This is a genomic window from Tsuneonella sp. HG249 (assembly GCF_053819205.1).
In genome coordinates, this window is the sequence record NZ_JBSOQY010000002.1 from 17,733 (window position 1) to 38,246 (window position 20,514).

The 20,514-nt window shown below is 65.7% G+C and carries 17 protein-coding genes; 7 read left to right on the forward strand and 10 right to left on the reverse strand.

All coding sequences use genetic code 11. The features are described from left to right. The first annotated feature begins 5 nt into the window (after positions 1–5). From hisD to ACWPM1_RS12205, 3 genes are all read left to right on the forward strand, one after another. A complete protein-coding gene (gene hisD / locus ACWPM1_RS12195; RefSeq protein WP_455695179.1) occupies positions 6–1,328 on the forward strand; it encodes a histidinol dehydrogenase in 1,323 nt (440 codons plus the stop codon). Positions 1,329–1,335: 7 nt separating this feature from the next. Next, positions 1,336–2,100, forward strand: a complete 765-nt coding sequence (locus tag ACWPM1_RS12200) for an SDR family NAD(P)-dependent oxidoreductase (protein WP_455695180.1) — start codon at positions 1,336–1,338, stop codon at positions 2,098–2,100. A gap of 63 nt (positions 2,101–2,163) precedes the next feature. After that, positions 2,164–3,189, forward strand: coding sequence for a LacI family DNA-binding transcriptional regulator (locus ACWPM1_RS12205; RefSeq protein ID WP_455695181.1), 1,026 nt, complete (start codon positions 2,164–2,166; stop codon positions 3,187–3,189). 1 nt (position 3,190) lies between these two features. Here ACWPM1_RS12205 and astD read toward each other — a convergent pair whose 3' ends face one another. Further along, positions 3,191–4,591 (reverse strand): succinylglutamate-semialdehyde dehydrogenase, encoded by a 1,401-nt coding sequence (astD, locus tag ACWPM1_RS12210; protein ID WP_455695182.1) that lies wholly within the window; start codon positions 4,589–4,591, stop codon positions 3,191–3,193. Beyond that, positions 4,588–5,781 (reverse strand): acetylornithine transaminase, encoded by a 1,194-nt coding sequence (locus tag ACWPM1_RS12215; RefSeq protein ID WP_455695183.1) that lies wholly within the window; start codon positions 5,779–5,781, stop codon positions 4,588–4,590. Before ACWPM1_RS12215 ends, astD begins: the two co-directional genes overlap by 4 nt. 132 nt (positions 5,782–5,913) lie before the next feature. Here ACWPM1_RS12215 and ACWPM1_RS12220 point away from each other — a divergent pair, with 132 nt between their 5' ends. Beyond that, positions 5,914–6,792: a LysR substrate-binding domain-containing protein gene (locus ACWPM1_RS12220; RefSeq protein ID WP_455695184.1), complete on the forward strand. Its 879-nt coding sequence runs from the start codon at positions 5,914–5,916 to the stop codon at positions 6,790–6,792. Here ACWPM1_RS12220 and ACWPM1_RS12225 read toward each other — a convergent pair. Further along, positions 6,789–7,241 carry a cupin domain-containing protein gene (locus tag ACWPM1_RS12225; protein WP_455695185.1) on the reverse strand — a complete coding sequence of 151 codons (453 nt, stop codon included), beginning with the start codon at positions 7,239–7,241 and terminating at the stop codon, positions 6,789–6,791. The two genes, ACWPM1_RS12220 and ACWPM1_RS12225, sit on opposite strands and share 4 nt — an antisense overlap. A 63-nt stretch (positions 7,242–7,304) precedes the next feature. Between ACWPM1_RS12225 and ACWPM1_RS12230 the strand changes: the two genes are divergently transcribed. Beyond that, on the forward strand, positions 7,305–8,360 hold the full coding sequence (locus ACWPM1_RS12230; RefSeq protein ID WP_455695186.1) for a serine hydrolase domain-containing protein: 1,056 nt from the start codon (positions 7,305–7,307) through the stop codon (positions 8,358–8,360). 79 nt (positions 8,361–8,439) lie between these two features. Continuing rightward, positions 8,440–9,933: an MFS transporter gene (locus ACWPM1_RS12235; protein ID WP_455695187.1), complete on the forward strand. Its 1,494-nt coding sequence runs from the start codon at positions 8,440–8,442 to the stop codon at positions 9,931–9,933. Positions 9,934–9,943: 10 nt separating this feature from the next. Here ACWPM1_RS12235 and ACWPM1_RS12240 read toward each other — a convergent pair whose 3' ends face one another. From ACWPM1_RS12240 to ACWPM1_RS12265, 6 genes are all read right to left on the reverse strand, one after another. Then, the gene (locus ACWPM1_RS12240; protein ID WP_455695188.1) at positions 9,944–10,717 is read right to left on the reverse strand and encodes an HpcH/HpaI aldolase family protein; all 774 of its coding nucleotides are present in this window, start codon (positions 10,715–10,717) and stop codon (positions 9,944–9,946) included. A 13-nt stretch (positions 10,718–10,730) separates the two neighbouring features. Next, the gene (locus tag ACWPM1_RS12245; protein ID WP_455695189.1) at positions 10,731–11,990 is read right to left on the reverse strand and encodes an MFS transporter; all 1,260 of its coding nucleotides are present in this window, start codon (positions 11,988–11,990) and stop codon (positions 10,731–10,733) included. An 18-nt stretch (positions 11,991–12,008) separates the two neighbouring features. Further along, a complete protein-coding gene (locus ACWPM1_RS12250) occupies positions 12,009–13,058 on the reverse strand; it encodes an ester cyclase (protein ID WP_455695190.1) in 1,050 nt (349 codons plus the stop codon). Positions 13,059–13,171: 113 nt separating this feature from the next. Then, entirely contained in the window at positions 13,172–14,092 is a 921-nt protein-coding gene (locus tag ACWPM1_RS12255) for an SMP-30/gluconolactonase/LRE family protein (RefSeq protein ID WP_455695191.1), read from the reverse strand. After that, complete coding sequence (locus tag ACWPM1_RS12260) at positions 14,089–15,126, reverse strand: histone deacetylase family protein (protein WP_455695192.1); 1,038 nt, start codon at positions 15,124–15,126, stop codon at positions 14,089–14,091. Before ACWPM1_RS12260 ends, ACWPM1_RS12255 begins: the two co-directional genes overlap by 4 nt. Before the next feature lie 82 nt (positions 15,127–15,208). Then, positions 15,209–17,950, reverse strand: a complete 2,742-nt coding sequence (locus tag ACWPM1_RS12265) for a TonB-dependent receptor (RefSeq protein ID WP_455695193.1) — start codon at positions 17,948–17,950, stop codon at positions 15,209–15,211. Between the two features lie 259 nt (positions 17,951–18,209). Here ACWPM1_RS12265 and ACWPM1_RS12270 point away from each other — a divergent pair, with 259 nt between their 5' ends. Next, complete coding sequence (locus ACWPM1_RS12270; protein WP_455695194.1) at positions 18,210–19,328, forward strand: NAD(P)/FAD-dependent oxidoreductase; 1,119 nt, start codon at positions 18,210–18,212, stop codon at positions 19,326–19,328. Here ACWPM1_RS12270 and ACWPM1_RS12275 read toward each other — a convergent pair. Continuing rightward, entirely contained in the window at positions 19,295–20,476 is a 1,182-nt protein-coding gene (locus ACWPM1_RS12275) for a pyridoxal phosphate-dependent aminotransferase (protein ID WP_455695195.1), read from the reverse strand. The two genes, ACWPM1_RS12270 and ACWPM1_RS12275, sit on opposite strands and share 34 nt — an antisense overlap. Between the last annotated feature and the right edge of the window lie 38 nt (positions 20,477–20,514).

The window sequence follows — 20,514 nt, forward strand, 5'->3', positions numbered from 1 at the left end:
TCGACATGGCCACCTGGTTGAAGCGCGGAGTGACCGCGGAAGCACGCGCGGACCTCGACCGCAAGGTGCGCGACACCGTCGAGGCGACGCTGGCCGACATCGGACGGCGCGGAGATGCCGCGGTGCGCGAGCTGTCGGTCAAGTTCGACGGCTGGGACCGCGACGATTACCGGCTTTCGCCGCAGGAAATACAGGATTGCATCGACCAACTGACCAGGCAGGATCTCAAGGACATCGAGTTCGCGCAGACTCAGGTTCGCAACTTCGCGCAGATCCAGAAGGACAGCATGCTCGAAGTCGAGGTCGAGACGCTCCCGGGCGTGGTTCTGGGCCATAAGCACGTGCCGGTGAACGGCGCTGGCTGCTATGTGCCCGGCGGCAAGTACCCGCTGCTCGCTTCTGCGCACATGAGCGTGATCACCGCGCGGGTTGCCGGTGTGCCGCGGGTGATCACCTGCGCGCCGCCGTTCGAAGGCAAACCCGCCGCGGCAGTGGTGGCGGCGCAGGCGATGGCCGGCGCGGACGAGATCTATGCACTCGGCGGCATTCAGGCGATCGGCGCGATGGCGATCGGCACCGAATCAATCGGTGCGGTGGACATGCTGGTGGGCCCCGGCAACGCCTTCGTGGCCGAAGCGAAGCGTCAGCTTTACGGACGGGTGGGGATCGACCTGTTCGCCGGCCCGACCGAGACAATGGTGATCGCCGACGAGACCGTCGATGCCGAGATGTGCGCCACCGACTTGCTCGGACAGGCGGAGCATGGGCCGGAAAGCCCCGCGATCCTGATCACGACCTCCGAGAAGCTCGCCCGCGAGACGATGCGCGAGGTCGAGCGCCTGCTCGAAATCCTGCCTACCGCGCCGATCGCGCGCCAGGCGTGGGACAACTACGGCGAGGTCGTGGTCTGTGAAGACGAAGCCGAGATGGTCCGCGTCGCCGACGACTACGCCAACGAGCACGTCCAGGTGATGACCCGCGATCCCGACTACTTCCTCGAGCACCTGAGGAACTACGGCGCGCTGTTCCTGGGCCCCCGCACCAACGTCGCCTATGGCGACAAGGTGATCGGCACCAACCACACGCTGCCGACCAAGAAGGCCGCGCGCTACACTGGCGGGCTGTGGGTGGGCAAGTTCCTCAAGACGTGCACCTTCCAGCGGGTGACGACCGATGCGGCCTCGGCGATGATCGGCGAGTACTGCAGCCGGCTGTGCGCGCTCGAAGGGTTCGCCGGCCATGGGGAGCAGGCCAACGTCCGCGTGCGCCGCTACGGCGGCCGCAACGTGCCCTATGCCGGCATCGCCGAGGCGCTCGAGACCGCGTGAGCGGCGGGTGACGCTGCCAAGGACACCGTCGTTTCGCCTCGACGGGCGGCGCGCGCTCGTGACCGGGGCTGGCGGCGGGATCGGCCTCGCAGCCGCCGCCGCTCTGGCGGAAGCCGGAGCCGCCGTGACGCTGGTCGCGCGTACGGCTGAGACAGTGGAAGCCGGTGCACGCGCCATCCGCGAGGTGGGCGGGCTGGCCGATGCCGCCGTCCTGGACGTGACGGATTTGCCGCGGCTGGCGGCCTTCTTCGGTGAGCGGCCGGCGTTCCATGTCCTTGTGAACAACGCCGGCACCAACCGGCCGATGGCGATGACCGAAGTCGCTGAGGCCGATTACGACGCGGTCCTCGATCTCAACGTAAAGGCCGCGTTCTTCGTCGCGCAAGGGTTCGCCAAAGCGCTTTCCAGCGCCGCAGAGCCCGGCAGCATGATCCACATCGGCAGCCAGATGGGGCATGTTGGTGGACCCAACCGCAGCCTCTACTGCGCGTCCAAATGGGCGCTGGAGGGGATGAGCAAGGCCTTCGCGTTGGATCTGGCCACGCATCGCATCCGCTCCAACACGATTGCGCCGACCTTCATCGAGACCCCGCTCACCCAGCCGTTCTTCGAGGACTCGGCCTTTAAGGCAAGCGTGCTCCAGAAGATCAAGTTGGGTCGCCTGGGTCAAGTCGAGGATCTGATGGGAGCGATCGTCTATCTCGCATCCGACGCTTCCGCCTTGGTCACCGGCACTAGTATCGTCGTCGATGGGGGCTGGACGGCGGAGTAGTAGGCTGCGCCCCTTGCTCCATGCCACTTGCTCCCGGCAATCCGTAAGCTAGGGTCCGCGCCCATGAAACGCGACCCTTCCAATACCGACGACCGCCGGCGGCCGACATCGTACGATGTCGCGCGGCTTGCGGGCGTCTCCCAGTCAGCCGTATCGCGCTGTTTCCGGCCCGGAAACAGTCTCTCGGACGAGAAGCGCAAGGTCATTCTCAAGGCCGCTGCCAAGCTCGGCTACGAACCTAACGTTTTTGCTTCCAGCCTGATCACCAAGCGTTCGAACCTGGTGGCGGTGCTTATCTCCAACCTCACCAACCTGTATTACCCTCAGGTTCTTGCAGAGCTCACTCAGCGGCTCGACGAGCAGGGCATCCGGGTGCTGCTGTTCGCGCTGCAGAACGAGGGCGATGCCGGCGAGGTGCTGTCGCAGATCTGGCGCTACCGGGTCGATGGTGCGATCGCGGCGGCGCGGCTGACGCCCGAGCACCTCGCGCTGTTCGAACGGCATCATGTGCCGGTGGTGCTGTACAATCGCTACGCCGAGAACGACGCCGTCCCGAGCGTGTTTTGCGATTCCGTCGGCGGTGAGCGGCTGCTGGTCGATCGCCTCGTCGAAGCGGGGCACAAGCGGTTCGCGATTCTCTCTGGCCCCGCCGACAGCTACGTCGGCAATCAGCGCGTCGACGGTGCGCTGACCCGTCTCGCGCATCATGGCTTGGAGGCCAAAGTGTTCCCCGGCCGGTTCGACCACGAGAGCGGGGCGGACGGTCTGCGCGCGGCGATGGCGATGAAGCAGCGGCCCGACGCGCTGATCTGCGCCAACGACCTCATGGCGATCGGCGCGATAGATGCGGCGCGCGACGAGTTTGGCCTCTCGATCCCGGACGACTTGTCGATCGTAGGGTTCGACGGGGTCGGGCCGGCGGCGTGGCCGAGCTATCGCCTCACCACAATCCGTCAGCCGGTGCGCCGGATGACCGAGGCAGCTGTGACGATGCTCCTCGAACGGATCGCCAACCCGGAGCTCCCACCCGAGGTGCGCAACTTCAGCGGGGCCCTCGTCGAGGGGCGTTCGGCGCGGCTATTGAGCTGAACTAGCTGCCGGGCAGGGACGCGAGGGGCGCCACGCGATCGGCCACCACGCTGGCGACAGGATATGCGCAGTAATCCGCCGCGTAGTACGCGCTGGGCCGGTGATTGCCCGATTCCCCTAGCCCGCCGAAAGGCATCGCGCCCGAGGCCCCGGTGGTCGGCCGGTTGCGGTTGATGACGCCGGCGCGCGCTTCCGTTCTGAATTGCTGCCACAGTTCGTCGTCGTTGCTGATCAGCCCCGCCGCGAGACCGAAGCGTGTGCGGTTCGCCAGTTCGATCGCCTCGTTAAAGTTCGCCGCGCGATAGACGGTCATCAACGGCGCAAAGATCTCTTCGTCCGGTAGATCCACTCCGGTTGCGTCGAGCACGCCGGGCGAAACAAACGCGGGCGACCGTGGCAGCCGCTCCATTGGCCGGAGCCGCGCCGCCCCGAGCTCGATGAGGCGTGCTTGGGCCGCCAGCGCCGCATCGGCGGCGCCGTCGCCGATCAGTGGGCCCATGAACGGCTCTTCCTCATCGTTCCAGGCGCCGATCCGCAGGCTCTCGCTGCGCGCGAGGACCGATCCGACGATTCGGTCTCCCGTATGACCGGCCGGAACGATCAGCCGCCGAGCGCACGAGCAGCGCTGGCCGGTCGTGATGAAGGCCGATTGCACCACGATCTCGCTGATCGCGCCGACCTCGCCGCCCCACGCGATCAGCGGATTGTTGCCGCCGAGCTCGAGCGCAAGGATCACCGCCGGTCGGTCGACGAACGCTCGGCGGATTGCCTTGCCGCCGGCCGCTGACCCGGTGAACAGCACGCCATCGACATCGCACGCTAACAAGGCGGCGCCGGTGTCCCGTCCGCCCTGGACGATCTCGACGACACCATTCGGCACGCCCGCCTCGCGCAGCAGGCCGACCAGTCGTTCGCCTACAGCGGGGGTGTGCTCGGATGGCTTGAACACCACGCAGTTGCCCGCGAGCAAAGCCGGTACGATGTGTCCATTAGGGAGGTGGCCGGGGAAGTTGTACGGCCCGAGCACGGCCATCACGCCGTGGGGGCGATGGCGCAGCTCCGCCTGGCCGAACGCGGTATCGTCGGATCGGTCCCCGGCGCGTTCGCCTTGCGCTTGGATGGACAGCGCCACTTTGCCGGCCATCGAGGCAACTTCGGTGCGGCTCTCCCACAAGGGCTTGCCCGTTTCGCGCGCGATCAGCTCGGCCAGTTCGGCCTCGTTTCGCTTCAACACGATGGCGTAGCGCTCCAGGATTTCGCTACGCTTGCCAAGTGGCGTGCGGCGCCAGGCGGGGAACGCCTGGCGCGTGCGGGCCACCGCCGCGGCGCACTCGTGCGCCCCAGCCGCGGCACCTTCCCAGACGAGCTCGCCCGACGCAGGGTCGACCGACCGAAGGCTCAAGATGCTTCCGCAAGCGCCATAGACGCGCAAGTTTCTTCGAATCGGCTCAGGATCTCGTCCACCTCGCGGCGCGAGATATTGAGCGGCGGGAGCAGCCGCACGATGTTGTCGCCTCCGCCCGCGACCAGCAGTCGCTGGTCGCGGGCGGCGGCCATGAACGCGCGGTTGTTGGGATGGACCCCTATGCCCACCAGCATGCCCTTGCCGCGCACATCGCGGATCACCGCAGGATGCCGTGCTGCAAGGACCTCGAGCCCTTCGCGCAGCGCGCCCGCCGTGGCCTCGACAGTGTCGAGAAAGTCCGGGTCGGCAATGATGTCGAAGGCCGCCTCGGCGACCGCCATCGCCAGCGGGTTGCCGCCGAAGGTCGAGCCGTGGCAGCCGGGGACCATGCCGGCCGCGGCTTCCTCATTGGCGAGACACGCCCCGACCGGAAAACCCCCACCCAGCGCCTTGGCGACCGCCATCACGTCGGGCTCGCACCCACGATGCCACTGGTGCGCGAAGAGGCGGCCCGTCCGGCCCATGCCCGACTGCACCTCGTCGTAGATCAGCAGGATCCCGCGCCGCGTGCATTCGCGCCGCAGCCAGCGCAGCATATCTCCGGGCAATTCGCGCGCGCCGCCTTCGCCCTGCACCGGCTCGAGGATCAGGGCGGCGGTGTCGTCGGCGGCCAGCGCGCGCTCAACTATTATCCGGTCGTCAATCGACAGCGAGGCGTAGCCGGGCAAGCTGGGGCCGAAGCCGTCCAGATACGCGGGGTTGGCCGTTGCGTTGATCGTGGCGTAGGTCCGCCCATGGAACGCGCCCTTCAGCGAATAGATCATCGTGCGCTGCGGATCGCCGCGGGCGTGATGGTAGCGCCGCGCCAGCTTGAGCGCGCATTCGACCGCTTCGGCCCCGGAGTTGGTGAAGAACATGCGGTCGGCAAAGGTGTGCGCCGCGAGTTTGGCGGCCAGCCGCTCCTGCCCTTCGACGCGGAACATGTTCGAGACGTGCCACAGCTTGCCGGCCTGGCGCTCGAGGGCGGCGCGCAAGACGGGGTGGGCGTGGCCGAGCGCGTTGGTCGCGATGCCTGAAACACAATCCAGCCAAGCATCGCCGCTATCGGTGAACAGCCACGGACCCTCACCGCGCACAAACAGGGGATCGGCGCGGTTGTAGACGTCCAGCAAATGCGATGCGGGCATGGATCGGCCTCCTTGGCTATCCGCCCGAAGTGGCACGCTTGTGACGGATGCAAAAGCGACTAGAGTTCGCTCAATCCTTCCAAACAGGAATGATGGATGGCTTCGCGTCCTACGTATCCAGCGCCAAGTATGATGTCTCTCCGGTGCTTTGCCGCCGCCGCGCGCACGGGCAATTTTACCCGCGCGGCTGCCGAGCTCAATCTCACTCAAAGCGCGGTAAGCCGGCAGATCGCCAAGCTCGAAGCAGGGCTAGGCGTGCGCCTGTTCGTGCGGGCAGGCCCCTACCTGCAGTTGACCGAGCGCGGCCGCGCCTATGCCGATGCCATCGGCGGACCGCTGACCGCAATCGTCGCGGCGAGCGCCCGCTTTCGCTCCGAGCTGGATGACGGGGCGATCACCCTTGCAACACTTCCGAGCTTCGGCATGCGGTGGCTGGCGCCGCGCCTGACGCGCCTCGCCCGCGCGTACCCCGAGCTGGTGGTGAACCTGTTCGCGCGCAGCGACGAGTTTGCGTTCGCAGCCGAGACGTTCGACGCGGCAATCCATTTCGGCCAGCCGGATTGGCAGGGCGCGCGGTGCGAGCGACTGTTCGGCGAACGGTGCGTTCCGGTGGTGTCGCCGGCGGTGGCCGGTAAAAGCGGGAACCATCCGTCGCCAGAGCTTGTCTCGCAGGTCCCGTTGCTGACGCTCGCCAACCGCCCAGACGCGTGGGACCAGTGGGCCGCCCAGACGGGCGTCACCCTGGCTCGGCGCAAGCCCGCCGCGCGTTACGAACATTTCGCGATGCTGGCGCAGGCCGCATCGTCGGGCGCGGGCGCCGCGCTCATTCCAGAGTATCTCATCGAGGAAGAGGTGCGCGACGGGCGCTTGATTGCCCTGTCGGCTTCCGCCCTCGAAAGCGACGGCGCCTATTATCTCGTTTACCCCGCCGAAAAGCTCGAGAAGAGCGCGTTTCGCAAGTTCCGCGCGTGGCTGCTGGCCGAAGCGTGCGGGGCGAGCAGCGCCGGCTAAGCGTCGAACTCGCTCCCGTTCTTGCGGCGCTTTTTGCCATCGGCAAAGTGGTGAATATCGATATCCGGGAAATGGACCGGCCAGGGCACCTGGGGGCCGACGACGATAAAGCTGCAGTCGGTATCGCTGCGGTTTATCAGGCAATGGCCGTTGCCATCGTTCTTCGGAAAGGCGGCGCTGTCGCCGGCGGTCATCGGATGCTCGCCGTGATCGTCGACCAGCATGGCCTCGCCAGCAATCATGACGACGAATTCATCGGCTTCTGGATGCCAATGCCGCTGCGAGGACCAAGCCCCTGGCTCGAGGCGCACGTGGGTCACCCCGAAATCGATCAGCCCGCCTGCTTTCGCAAGGCGGCGATACCAGCGACCCTGCAGCACATCGGTGTACTGAGCCGGAAAGCCCGACTGATTGGTGGCCGGAATCGCGTCGAGCGACAGTTTGGGCATCGCAAATTCCTCGGCCTGATCTACGGACGGCTGAGGGTTCATACGGATTAGACGGAGGCGTCAATGCTATTCTGGTCGCAGGAGCAACGCCGCCGGGGGCTGCGATCTATCGACCGCATCTACAGCGTCCGCGAGGTCCCGTCCGGACCGCATCCCTGGCCGCTCGAGCCGGGCCCGCCGCTCGAGTTCGATTTCGACATCGATCGGCACATGTGCCGGCAGTGCAACGCCGGCCTGATCATCCTCCACGAGGGCCGCGTGCGGTTTGAGCGTTACGCTGACGAATACGATGAAACAGGGCACTGGACCAGTTTCTCGCTTGCGAAGTCAATCACTTCGACGCTGATCGGCGCGGCCATCAAGGACGGTGCAATCCGCGATATGGACGACCGGATTGCCACCTACCTGCCGGGTTTGGCGGGCAGCGCCTACGATGACGTGACGATCCGCCAGCTGCTAACGATGACATCGGGCGTTCGCTGGGACGAGACGTATGACGATCCCCAAGCCGACGTCGTACGCTTCTGGGCACAAACTCCCGAGCCCGACATCGACACAATGACCGCCTACATGCGCAGGCTGGAAAAGGCGGCGCCCGCCGGCAGCGAGTGGCTCTACAACACCGGCGAAACCAACCTGTTGGGTTCCGCTCTCGCCGCGGCAACCGGAAGGAACCTATCAGCCTATCTCGCCGAGAAGATCTGGCAGCCCCTGTCGATGGAACGCGATGCCGCGTGGATCCTCGCCGCCGATGGACGCGAGGTCGGCGGGTGTTGCCTGTCGGTGTCCTTGCGCGACTTTGCGCGCTTCGGTCAATTCATCCTGGATGGCGCGGTCATCGAAGGCTCCTCCATCGTTCCGGAGGGGTGGCTAGGCGAGGCGACCACGAAGCAGGCCGACATCGGCAAGCCCGGGCACGGCTACGGCTACTGCTGGTGGACCAACGACGACGGCAGCTTCGACGCGCGCGGAATATTCGGCCAGGGCATCTTCATCGATCCCGCGACGCGACTGGTGATCGCCAGCAGCGGCAACTGGCCGAAAGCGGTCGATGACGAGGGATTGGGGCCCGAGCGCCAGGATTTCTACCGCCGGGTGCGGGGTCTCATCCGCTCCTGACGAGTCCTCCCGCAGCCCGTTGCATTCGTTTGCAAAGGGTGTCAGCTTCCGGTGTTGAACAACTGCGTCGAGAGCCGGGATGGACACGGTCGGAAGCATTCCCTCAGTCCCCGCGAGCGCAGCGCCGCCGCTGACGGTCGGCTACAAGATATCCTACGGTCTCGGCGCGACTGCGGAGGCAATAACCTTCCAGGGCACCAGCCTGTTTCTGCTGATCTACTACAACCAGGTGCTGGGCGTTTCACCGGGTCTGGTCGGCCTGGCGATGTCCGCAGGGTTGATGGTCAACGCGGTGTTCGAACCCATAGTCGGTTCGTGGTCGGACCGGGTGCGAACAAGGCTCGGCCGGCGCCATCCCTTCATGTTCGCGGCGGCGGCGCCGGTCGCGCTGTGTTTCTACGCGCTCTACAGCCCGCCAGCGGGCCTGAGCAGCACCGGCCTGCTGATCTGGCTGACGGTGTTCTACATCCTGCTCCAGCAGACCGCGTCGGCGTACGAAGCCCCCCACCTCGCGCTCGGCGGAGAATTGTCCGACGATTATATCGAGCGCTCGAGCGTGATGGCCTACAACACCTTCTTCGCCTGGGTGGGCGACGCGGTCACGGCGTTGATCGCGCTGAAGCTGTTCTTCAAGGCTAGCGAAGGGTTCCCCAATGGCGCCCTTGATCCCTCAAATTATCCAGCGTTCGCGCTGTGGACCGCCGCGACGCTGCTTGTGCTGCGGTTCTATTCCGCCTTCGCGACCGTCTCGCGCATCCCCTATCTGACGCAGACGGGGCTCGACACGCCCAAGTTCAGCCTGGTCGAATTCTGGCGCGACATCCTGCGCGCTCTGAAGAACCGCAACTACGTGATCATGCTGTTCGGCCTGCTGTTTTTCGCTCTGATGACCGGAGTGCGGAACGGCCTCTACCTCTACACGATGACCTACTTCTGGCAGCTCACCAACGACGAGATCGCATGGTTCTTCGTCGGCAGCCTGACCGGGTATGTGTTTGCGGGCTTCATCGTCAAACGCCTGCACAACCGGTTCGACAAGAATTGGACCGCCGGCGCCGCGTGTCTCATGTACGCGGTCGGGCCGGCCATTCCGATCGCGCTCGCGTATTTCGGCGTGATTTCACACGAAACCCCATACCTGCTGGCAATCCTGATCGCGTTCTCGCTGTTCCAGCATGTTGGATATAGCCTCCTGACGACCACGAGCCGATCGGCGCTGGCCGACATCGCGGACGAAAACGAACTGCGAACCGGATTGCGGCAGGAGGGCATCCTCTTTGCCGCGCGGACCTTCTTCCAGCGGGTGGACACCGCGCTTGGTACGCTGCTCGCGGGTTGGACCCTTGTTTTAATCAGCTTCCCGGCCAAGGCAGTACCGGGTCAGGTTGAACAGACGGCGCTCGATGGGATCGGCCTTGCCTTCCTCCTGACTATCATTCCTGGCACCATCGCGGCCGCGCTTTACTGCATGACGCGGGTCACCCGGAAGAGTTACGAATCCACGCGCTCAGCGCTGGAGGTGGCCCGCGCCGAGCGGGCTGCCGTTCCGCCAACAGAGTCCGCGCTTGCATAATTCCGCGGGCCTAGAGCCCGGCGTCGCTCCGCAGGCCGCGTGCACCCGAGCGCAAAAAGCTGGCGTCTGAGGACAACAGGAACAAGCTTGCTCCCTTGTTGCGCCAATGACCCACATCCCCAGCGCGCGAGAGAAACATGCCCGACGCGCGGCCTGCGCTCTTGCACGCCGAGACGATCCGATCGACTGCCGCCACCACCCGCTCGTCGTCGGCTGAGGTGCAGCCGAGCGAGATAGTGAGATCGATCCGCCCCACGAACAGCGCGTCGATGCCTTCGACCGCGGCAATGGCGTCGATCTCTTCAAGCGCCTCGGCGTCCTCGATCTGCGCGATCACAGCGGTGCGCGCCGCGGTCGCGGCGAGATGGCCGGGGATCGAGCTCAAGCCGTAGCCCGCCGCACGGGTAGAGCCGGCAAAACCGCGGCCTCCCGGCCCATAATGCGCAATTCGCGCCAGCGTGGCGGCTTCCTCGGCGGAGCGGATATGGGGGACGACTACCCCGTCGGCGCCGCAGTCGAGCGCATTGAGCAGCTCGTGCGGCGTGGCACTGGCCGGGCGGACCATGGCCGGAAGACCGCCGGCACGGGCAGCCATTATGCACAAGTCGATCGCCCCGCGGTCGAACGGCGCGTGCTCGGCATCGATGCAAATGCAGTCGAGGCCACCGGTCGCGAGCACCTCCACTACGTGGGGATGAGGTATCTTCTGGAAGATGCCCAGCAAGGGCTCGCCGGCGGCCAGCCGTTGCTTGAACGTGTTCGCCTGCGCGTCGCTGGAACTCACTCAGACAATCCCTTCATGATGCGCTCGAACCCGAAGACAACGCCCCGTCCAAGACCACTGTCTCTTTCGCTGGCGGTCGCGGCAGAAACAGGAACAGCGCCGCGCCGGCCGCGGTGGTCACCGCGAGAAATGCCAGGAACGGGCCGAAGCCTCCGCCGCCGTCGAGGACGATCCCGGAGGTAACCGAGCCGATGAACCCGGCGAGGCTGGTGGCCGCGGTGACGAGCCCGAACGTGGTGCTGAAGAGACCGGGCCCAAGGTACTGCGCGCCGACGTAGCCGGCGATGTCCCCTTCCGCCCCCTGCGATATTCCCAGCAAGGCTACTCCCGCCAGCATAGCCGATGTCGCCGCGTCCGATCCGGCAATCAGCGCGAAGCCGAGCGCGGGCAGGCCCATGCCGACGGCCGCGACGTAGCGCGTGGGGAACCGGTCGAGCGACAATCCGATTGCGAAGCGGCCGACGATCACCGCGATGGCGTATGCGCTCAGGTAGCCGCCGACGCGTGCGGGATGGGTCCCGCGCTCGAGCAGCATCGGCGCGAATTGCAGCCCGGTTATGATCGTGCCGAGATTGCACAACAGCATCGCGGCCGCGAGGATCTGGAACGCGCGCGAGCGAAAAATCGCCCGCAAGGCATCGCGATCGGGCCTCCGGTCGGTCGGCGCAGCGTGCGCGCCGGTCTGCGAGGGCAGAAGCGCGGCCGAGATCAGGCCGGCCGCCAGCGACACTGCGGCCAGCACCCGGTAGCCTTGGCGCCAGCCTTCGCTGTCCATCAATTCGCTGAGCAGCGGCGCGGCAATGGCTCCGGTCGCGGCTGGCGCGCTGAGCAACAGCGCGATCCCAAAACCGCGCGCAAGGGTCAGCCGTCCGGCAGCGATCCGGCCGAGCACGGTGGCACTCCACAACACCGCGAACAGCGACCACAGCGCCTGGATGGTATAAAATTGCCACAACGCCCCGCTCTGCAGGCTGTAGAGCAGATAGCACCCCGGAATGGCGATGACCCCACCCAGCATCACCCGCTGGCTTCCGAACCGGTCGGCCAGCCGCCCGGCGAGTGGGAAGGTAAGCAGGCCAATCAGCCCGAACGTGCCGGCAACCGAGATGTTCGCCCCGGTCCATCCGAATTCCGCCTGCATCGCTGGCACGAATACGCTGGCGATGAACATGTTAAGCGAGATGCTGAAACCGGTTCCCAGCGCCGCCGCGCTGAGCGGTCGCCGCTCGCGCCACAGTTCCTGCCAGTAGGCCGCTTCGCGCAAAATGGACATCGTCGGCGGGGCCGTCAGCTACTGCGCCAAGCGTTGGCGGGGCTTGGCGCGGTCGACGAAGTGTTCGAGATCGTGGAAGATATCCATGCCCATCTGGTGCACGATGTGCGGGATATCCATCATCACCCAGTTGTCATAAATCTTGCCGTCGTTGTCGAGCCTGTACCAATCGGCCACCCTCAGCTCGATCTTGCGCCCCGTGGGAGGCAAACCGAGCCATTCCGGACCGGTGTGCGTGCCGCGCAGCGACGGGTAACCCGCAGTCACGGCATAGCGTCCATCCCCCACGCGAATGTAGTGGCCTGGCGCGTCCTGGGGGCCGCCCTCCTCGCGGGGGAACCCGCCACGGTCGGGAAACGCTTGCAGGAACAGCGACCCGTGGAAGTTGCCGTAGCTGCGCCTCCCCCGCATCGAGCCGATGCCGGCTGGGCCGTACCAGTTCATGTTCTCATGCCAGTGAGGGCTATGGCGGCTGACTTGCGCCTTGATCTCGTCGGGCTTGAGCAGTCCAGTCTGCATCTCGCGAATGATCCGCAAGGATTCCGCGCCGAGTTCCGCGTCGTGGCTGAGCGCGGTCGCTCCAGTGTCGGCAGGCGGGAACGGCCAGCGCTCCATGGTCCCGGGGGAGTCGCGGAACGGATAATATCCGGCCTGTCGCATCACATCGACGATATCGAGCAGGATGTAGACTTTGCTCATTTTGCCGTCACGGACGATGGCGTTGAGGCCGAACGATAGGAAGGCCAGGCTATTGGTCGGCGGAATACCAAGCCACGGGGCGTCGAAGGTGCCGTGAACGTGCCCCCAAGTACTGACCATCTCGCGGCCTTCGTATTCGCCGCCCAAGTAGAAGGCTTGCCGGTACTCGAGGTTGGGGAAGGAGGCGCGGAGTGGGGCAAAGAACTTCTCGGCAACAGCGTCCAGCCCGTCGATGGTGTTGAACGGGTGAAAAATCTCAAACCGGCAATCGGCGTGGCAGTGCTTGTCCAGATCCCGGCGGATGTCGCCCGACCCCATCCCGGCGAGGAAATCCGCTAGCAGGCGCTTGTTTCGGGCGTGGGCCGACATTGTGGGTTCCTTTCTGAGGGAGGGCAGGCTTGCAGCGACCGGTATCGCAAGCGTAATCAATCCAGCCGCTCCGCCGGCGTTGAATGTCCGGCGGGACAGGGGACTAAGCAGGCTCATCTCTCGTGAGCCAGCCGCAGACCGGGGCGCGACCAGGGGCGACTGACGAGCCGGCCCGTTCCGCCGAGTGTGACATAGGCGGTTCCCATGTCAGGGCCGCCGAAGGCGATGTTGGTCGTGAACGGGTCGTCCGTCGGAACGTGCTCGACCAGCCTCCCGTCGGGCGAGACCACGGTGATGCCCGCGTAACCGATCGTAGCGACGCAGATGTTGCCGCCTTCTTCCACCGCAAGGCTATCGTAGGCGGCGATGCCAGTGGTCGAGTAGATGAGGCGCCCGCTCATTCCCCGCAGGCCCGGGGTGAGCGCGACCTCGCCCGGTGCGACGATCTCGTAGGCCCACAGGCGCGCGGGTGGGGTCTCGCTGACATAGAGAGTGCGGCCGTCGGGCGAGATGCCGACGCCGTTCGGGCCGTCGAGCGGGAAAATGACTTCGCGGCAGCTGCTGCCGTCGGTGGCTGCGTAGAACACACCGGTCACGCTCTTCTGGCGCGCGGTCCCCTTCCCATTGTCGGTGAACCAGAACCCACCCTGCTCGTCGAACACGATGTCGTTGGGACCCTTTAAAGGAACGTCTCCGGCGTGGGTGTAGAGCGTTTCCACCCGGCCGGACGCAAGATCGACCCGCTGGATCGAGCCGCCCTGGTAGATGTCTGGCGTGCCGTGCGGCAGGCGCATGCCATTCCACTCGCGCCACAGGCAGCCGCCGTTGTTGCAGAGGTACAGCATCCCGTCAGGACCAACGGCCATGCCATTGGGGCCACCGCCGGTTTGCACCACCCGCTTCACCGTGCCGTCGGCGGAGACGCGAGTTATCGCGCCCGCCTCGATCTCCACCACCAGGACGCTGCCATCCTCGCAGGCGATCGGTCCTTCGGGGAAGCCGAGACCACTCGCCATCAATGTCCACTCGCTCATGCCGATGCTTCCGCTGACTCGGTGCCCTGTTCGAATCCTTGCAAGAAGCTGGCGACGTTGGCTCCAAGCTCCTCGGTGGCGTAGCCGCCCTCGAGGAGGATGATGGCTGGAATGCCGCAGCGCGCGATGTCGGCGGCGACTGCGACGTAGTCCTGCGTGGCGAGCTCGAAGCTGCAGATCGGATCGCCCGCGAACGTATCGGCACCAAAACTGACGACGATGAGCGCGGGCGCGAAGTTCTCTATGGCCCGCAGCGCCGCGGCGAGGGCGTTTCGGTAATCATACACCCCGGTTCCCCAAGGCAGGGGAAGGTTGAGCGTTGCCCCCGCGCCTTCGCCCTCGCCGCGCTCGTCCGCATGGCCCCAGTAGAAGGGGTAATCGGTCGCGGGGTCGGCATGAAGCGAGGCATAAAGGACGTCGCCGCGATCCCAGAAGATATCTTGTGTGCCGTTGCCGTGGTGGTAATCGATGTCGAGAATGGCGACCCGGTCCCGGCCAGAATCGCGGGCCGCTTGGGCGGCGATGGCGGCGCCGTTGAGATAGCAATAGCCCCCCATGTAGTCGGCGCCGGCATGATGGCCGGGCGGACGGCACAGGGCGAAGGACGCGTTTGCGCCGTCCAGCACGGCGTGCGTCGCCCCCAAGGCGGCTTGGGCTCCGGCATAGGCAGACGACCAGGTATCGGCCGTCACCGGCGTGGTCGCATCGAAACTGAAGCGACCGAGCCGCGCATCGATCCGCTCGAGCCGCAGGTCGCGGCGCCGGCGTACGGGCCAAACGTACGGCAGTGCGTCGCCGGTCCGCCCCGCCGCTAGCCACTCCGCATGGGCGGACTGCAGAAATTCCAGGTATGGAGGGGTGTGAACCGCCGTCAGGGGAGCGAGTCCAAAGTCGGGCGGCGACTCGGTTTGGCCGATCGAGGCGAGCACGCTGTGGACCCGCCCAGGATGTTCGCGGTAATCGGCGAAGCCGCCGTTATGCAACTCGGCAAGCGGAGCGTGCATCAATTCCTGCGGATCGAAAAACAGGCGCATGGCGCGGTCCGCGGGCCCTTTCGCTACTCGGCAAAATCAAGCCGCCTCCGCCGGCGCGCGGCCGGCGGAGGGTAGCCTGTGGTCAGTGGCGGTAGCTCAGGCGCAGGCCCCAGGTCCGCGGCGGCTGATAGGTGCCGCTGAAGGCACCGCCGCTGCCCGTGGTGACGCGGCCGATCACCGCCTCGTTCTCGAGGTTTTGGACAAAGGCCTGGAGCGACAGATCTTCCTCCTCGCTCCGCCAGGTCAGGTAGAGATCGGTCTTGGTGTAGGATTCCTGCTCGAAGTTCACCAGCAGTGGCGAGAGCAGATAACCGTCGTTGTAGTAGGTTTGCACCTCGGGGGTGAGGGTGCCCATCCCGCCAAGGTCGATGTCGTAGGCAATCCCCGCACGCAGCGTGAAATCGGACTGGTTCTGGACGCGATCGCGCTTCCCTGTGCCAAGCGTCTCGAACTGCGGGATGCCGTTTACGAACAGTTGCTGACCGTTGGCCCCAAGCACCGGCACGAACAATTCGGGATTGCTCACGGGGTTGGGCGTAATCCCGCCGCCAAAGCCATAGCGGACTTCGGGGCGAGTAGTGCACGTGCCGCCCGGCGCGACAATGTCGCAGATGCCGTTGCTGAACGTAGGAGCGGGGAATGGATCAACCCGGGCGCGCAGGTAGTTCGCCGCGACATTCAAGCGCAGTCGCTCGAAGGGCTGGGCGGTGAGTTCGAGGTCAATGCCCGGTGCGTCGCCGGTTCCGCCGTTGCCGCCGACGGTAATCACGCTGTTGGCTTGGGCCGGATTGGGGAAGCTGCGCTGGACCTGTAGGTTGCTATACTTGTTGTAGAATGCTGCGAGGTTCACCTGCACCCGCCGGTCGAACAGCGAGGCCTTCAGGCCCGCTTCCCAGGCCTCGACCCCTTCGGTGTCCACGAATGGTAGCGAGTTGTCGGCCGTTCCGGGAATGACGCTGTAGGAGAAGCCACCCGAACGCCTGCCGGTAGAGTAGCTGGCGTAAAGGAGCATGTCGTCATTCGGCTTGTAGTCGACTGCCGCGCGATAGGTGAAGAACTTGAAGGTCTTCTGCCCGCAACGGGTGACCAGTGCGTTCGAAACGACACCGCCAGTGGTGGTGTTCGCGGGTGTGAAGCCATTGCATTCGCGGTTGAAGGATAAATCCGGCTCATAGGCGAGGAAAGATCCTGCCGGAGCGCCCGCATTGCCGAGCGCCGAATAGAAGTTCTTGTCGTCAACAGTGTAACGCAGCCCACCGGTAACGGTCAGCTTTTCGGCGAACGTGTAGGAAACTTGGCCGTAGCCCGCATAGGACTTGGTGTCCAAGTACGACAGTGGGTTCCACGCATCGCTACCGGGGCCGAAGAAGGCGTTGGAAAACGGCGCTGTGCTGGGAAGCAACGTGAAGTTGCTGCCGAAATAGAGTGGCGTCAGACCATTCGCCAGGGCGAAGGCCGTTCCGTACTGGCGATTGGGGCGCGCCGACAGGAACCCGTCCGGCACCCGGTCGTGCAGATAGTACGCGCCGAACGTGTATTGCAGGGGGCTGGCCTTGTCGTTTGACAGCAGCTGGAGTTCCTGGCTGAATGCCTTGTTCTCGGTGATAAAGTAGGCAACGCCGAACGGGGCCGGGGTGCCATCGTTGTCGCCGCCGCGAACAGCTTTAAAATCGACGTAGCCGGTGATCGAGCGGAAGGCCAACCAGTCGGACAGGTCCACATTGACGGTTGCGGAGAACTGCTTGGAATTGACTCGATTGAAGTTGGGCTCGTCGTTCAGCGCGAGGTACGGCCCAGGGATCATGATCCCAATGTCGGCACCGTTGATATCCGGGATGCCGTCGCGGAAAGCGTTGTAGGGGAAGAACTGACCGGTCGCGAATGAGCGGCCATTGAACCCTTGGGGAAGAGTGAAGGTCCCCCCACCGATGTTGAGCGTTCCGCCCGGCTGCGTGATCAGCGACGGATCAACCAGCACGCCGATCGCTTTCGAGTTGAAGGTATTCGCGCCGGCATCGTCCTGATGCCAGTAGGAGCCGCGCAGGATGATCTCGAGGCCGTTGTCCATCCCGGGAGGCGCCCAGCGCAAGGCACCGCGAATGTACTGCTGGTTCAAATCGTCATAGCTGGCGGCAGGATTGGTGACACTGATGATATACGGGTCGCGGCGCTCGATCGCGCCCGCGAAACGGGCCGCCAGCCCATCTGCGATCGGCAGGTTGACGAAGGCGCTGGCAAGTAAGCGATCATAATCGCCATAGAGTAGGTCAACACCCCCTTCGACGCGGTCGTCATCCGGCACGTTGGTGATCAGAGCGATGTTGCCACCGAAGCTGTTGCGGCCATACAGCGTGCCCTGCGGGCCCTTCTGGACCTCGACGCGGGCGAGATCGACAAACGGTACGCTCAGCTGTGAGGTGCGCGACTGATAGATTTCATCGATATAGAACCCAACCCGAGGATCGGAGTTGCCCTGGATCTGCTCGGTGTAGGTACCGCGAATCGCCGGGCGGACGTCAGTGCCGGAACGGCCGAGTTGCAGCCCGGGCGCGACCTGCTCGAGTCGCGAGGCATCGGTGACGTTCCGGTTGGTCAGTTCCTCGTTGCCGATGGCTACGATCGAAATTGGCACATCGGAAAGCGATTCCTCGCGGCGCTGGGCGGTGACGACGATCTCGCCCGGCAGGAGAGCTTCCCGGGCGGCGTCCGTAGGCGCTTCTTGCGCATACGCCGGGCTATAGGCGCCGAGCCCGGCCGCCGCGACCAACATCGGCGCGATGACCGGCGTCGCGCGCCACACCGCGTTCAAACGACTTCTGCTCATGATGGCCCCTTCCCTGGTTTCCTCTGTCATCGGAATGCCATCATCTTGCAGCCGAAGTCAAGAGTGCGTGAGCAGTACAATGCCTGACCCGGAGCTAGCGCGACAGGATTGTGCTGCTCCCGGGCGAATTACAGGACATAAATTACTCTCTCTCCGCGGCAGGAACTCGCTTCTATTCGCGTGGTTGCGTACCCGCTTGACTGCGCACTCATCTCTCATACGGTGAATGGCGAGAGCAGTTTGGCTTGAGGAGAGGGCGTTGGATGTCGCGGTTATCGGTGCGGGCGCCTTCGGGTCGTGGACCGCTTTGCACCTCGCCGAAGCGGGATTGCGCGTCACACTCGTCGACATGCTCGGCGCCGGCAACGATCACTCGTCGAGCGGCGGAGAGTCGCGCAACATTCGCGCGGCCTATGCCGGCAACGCGTTCTACACCCGCTGGGCGCGGCAAGCATGGGTCCGCTGGCATGAGCGAGAGGCGGAATTCGGTGAGCGCCTCGTCTATCCGTCCGGCAGCATTCGCGCCGGGACGACTGAGGAACTGGCAGACCAGGCGAGACTGTTCGCCGAGGTCGGCGCGCCTTTCGAGCAGCTGGGGCCGGACGAAGTGGTGCAACGCTGGCCTCAGATCAGCCCGGCCGACCAATACGTGTTTTACGAACCGGAGTCCGGAGTGCTGGCCGCGGCCAACGGGCTCCAGACGGTGCAGCGCGCTTTCCTCTCCCGCGGGGGATTGGTTGTCCACGGACAGGCCCGATTGACCGGGGAGGGGGTTCGCACGAGCATCGAGGTCGACGGACAGGAGCTGCACTGCGGGACGATTGTGCTTGCCTGCGGACCTTGGCTCGGCACCCTGCTGCCCGGCCTGCTCGGACCGCTAATCCGCACGCCCCGGCGGGAACTGGTGTTCGTCGCGCCTCCGCCAGGGGACATGCGCTATGGGTGGGAGCGGTGCCCCAACCTGGTCGACGCGCTCGGCTGGACTTCGGCCGACCTGGGCAACGGGGTCAAGATCGCCCCACCGATGAGGGGAATCGATATGGACCCAGACGAGACCGAGCGTGTGCCGTCTCGTCTCGCGCTGGAGGGCGCTGAGGCTTACGTGTGCGCGCGGCTGCCGGGGCTGGTGGGGCAGCCGGTGGTGTCGACCTACGTCAGCCAGCTCGAGAACACTGCAAGCGAGGATTTCATCATCGACCGCCACCCGGAAGCAGACAGGATTCTTATCGCCGGGGGAGGATCGGGCCACGCGTTCAAGTTCGGGCCCGTGCTGGGCGAGTATGTCGCCAAGGCGGTGCTGAGCGGTTCAGCGGGCGAGCACGTCGACCGCTTCGGGTTGGCGGCTCACTGCCCGTTGCGCCCGGGGGAGGGGGCCTGAGCCGCGGAGTTCGCCGCCTCGACCACCAGCGGAAGGCCACTTGCGAGTGCATCCGGCCCGACGCACAGCGCGATGCGCACGCTGCCGGAACCGGCCGGGCCGAAGGCGCTGCCTGGCGCGACGGCAACCCCATGTGTCGTCAACAGATCGTGGGCGAACGCGGTATCGTCCTGCACCGCGTCGGACAGGTCGACCATCGCGTAGAAAGCGCCTTTGGGGGAAGCGATCGGCCGGCCCAAGGCGGCGAGCAGCCCCACCGCCTGGTCTCGCCGGGCGCGATAGAACGCGCGCATCACGGCCACGCAGTCCTGGGGGCCAGTCAACGCGGCTTCGGCCGCCTTCTGCGCCACCGCGCAGACGCTCGCTTGCGTGGCTTGCTGCACCTTCGCAATTGCCGGAATCAGTCGCTCCGGCGCGGCGACGCAGCCCATCCGCCATCCCGTCATGGCGTACGTCTTCGAACAGCTGACGATGGTGATCGTGCGCTCGGCTGATGCGACCGCCGCGGTGCTGAGGTGCTCGCCGTCGAAGACGATGGCGTCGTAGCATTCGTCGGAGATCAGCCACAGGTCGTGCCGTTCGGCGAAGGCAGCGACGGCTTCGAGCGCCGCGAGGCCAAGCACCGCGCCGGTGGGATTGCCGGGGGAGTTCACCAGGATCGCGCGGGTCCGCGGCGTGACCAGCGCTTGGAGTTGATCCAAGTCCGGCTGCCAGCCGCGACTTGCGAGACAAGGATAGCCGACCGTTCGCGCGCCAATCAGTGCGGCGATCATGCCCCAGTTGGGCCAGCCCGGATCGGGGATCAGGATCTCATCGCCTGGCGCGAGGACCGCGGCGAAGGCCGCGTGGAGCCCGGCGACCGCACCTGCGGTCACGATGGTGCGATCGGGCGACGTCACGCAGCCGTTCACCCGCGCGAGACGCTCGCACCAAGCCTCGCGAAGCGGGAGAAGCCCTTGGGTGTGGGTGTAGCGCGTGAACCCGTCGCGCGCGGCGCGGTGCGCGGCCTCGACGATGTGCGACGGGGTCGCGAAGTTGGGCTCGCCGATCTCGAGCCGGATGGCATCGGGCATTGCCAGCGCCAGGTTGGTGATGGTGCGGATGCCGCTGGCGGGCATCGCGGCGACGGCTGCGGCAGGGTGCGGCAAGGCGGCTCTCCCGATGGCTGGGTTTGCGCGACATAGCC

Bases quoted from the DNA above. Each gene is read 5' to 3' on its own strand.
- hisD (WP_455695179.1), top strand. From the start codon at position 6: ATGGCCACCTGGTTGAAGCGCGGAGTGACCGCGGAAGCACGCGCGGAC.
- ACWPM1_RS12205 (WP_455695181.1), top strand. From the start codon at position 2,164: ATGAAACGCGACCCTTCCAATACCGACGACCGCCGGCGGCCGACATCG.
- ACWPM1_RS12215 (WP_455695183.1), bottom strand. From the start codon at position 5,781: ATGCCCGCATCGCATTTGCTGGACGTCTACAACCGCGCCGATCCCCTG.
- ACWPM1_RS12220 (WP_455695184.1), top strand. From the start codon at position 5,914: ATGTCTCTCCGGTGCTTTGCCGCCGCCGCGCGCACGGGCAATTTTACC.
- ACWPM1_RS12225 (WP_455695185.1), bottom strand. From the start codon at position 7,241: ATGCCCAAACTGTCGCTCGACGCGATTCCGGCCACCAATCAGTCGGGC.
- ACWPM1_RS12230 (WP_455695186.1), top strand. From the start codon at position 7,305: ATGCTATTCTGGTCGCAGGAGCAACGCCGCCGGGGGCTGCGATCTATC.
- ACWPM1_RS12235 (WP_455695187.1), top strand. From the start codon at position 8,440: ATGGACACGGTCGGAAGCATTCCCTCAGTCCCCGCGAGCGCAGCGCCG.
- ACWPM1_RS12245 (WP_455695189.1), bottom strand. From the start codon at position 11,990: ATGTCCATTTTGCGCGAAGCGGCCTACTGGCAGGAACTGTGGCGCGAG.
- ACWPM1_RS12250 (WP_455695190.1), bottom strand. From the start codon at position 13,058: ATGTCGGCCCACGCCCGAAACAAGCGCCTGCTAGCGGATTTCCTCGCC.
- ACWPM1_RS12255 (WP_455695191.1), bottom strand. From the start codon at position 14,092: ATGAGCGAGTGGACATTGATGGCGAGTGGTCTCGGCTTCCCCGAAGGA.
- ACWPM1_RS12260 (WP_455695192.1), bottom strand. From the start codon at position 15,126: ATGCGCCTGTTTTTCGATCCGCAGGAATTGATGCACGCTCCGCTTGCC.
- ACWPM1_RS12265 (WP_455695193.1), bottom strand. From the start codon at position 17,950: ATGAGCAGAAGTCGTTTGAACGCGGTGTGGCGCGCGACGCCGGTCATC.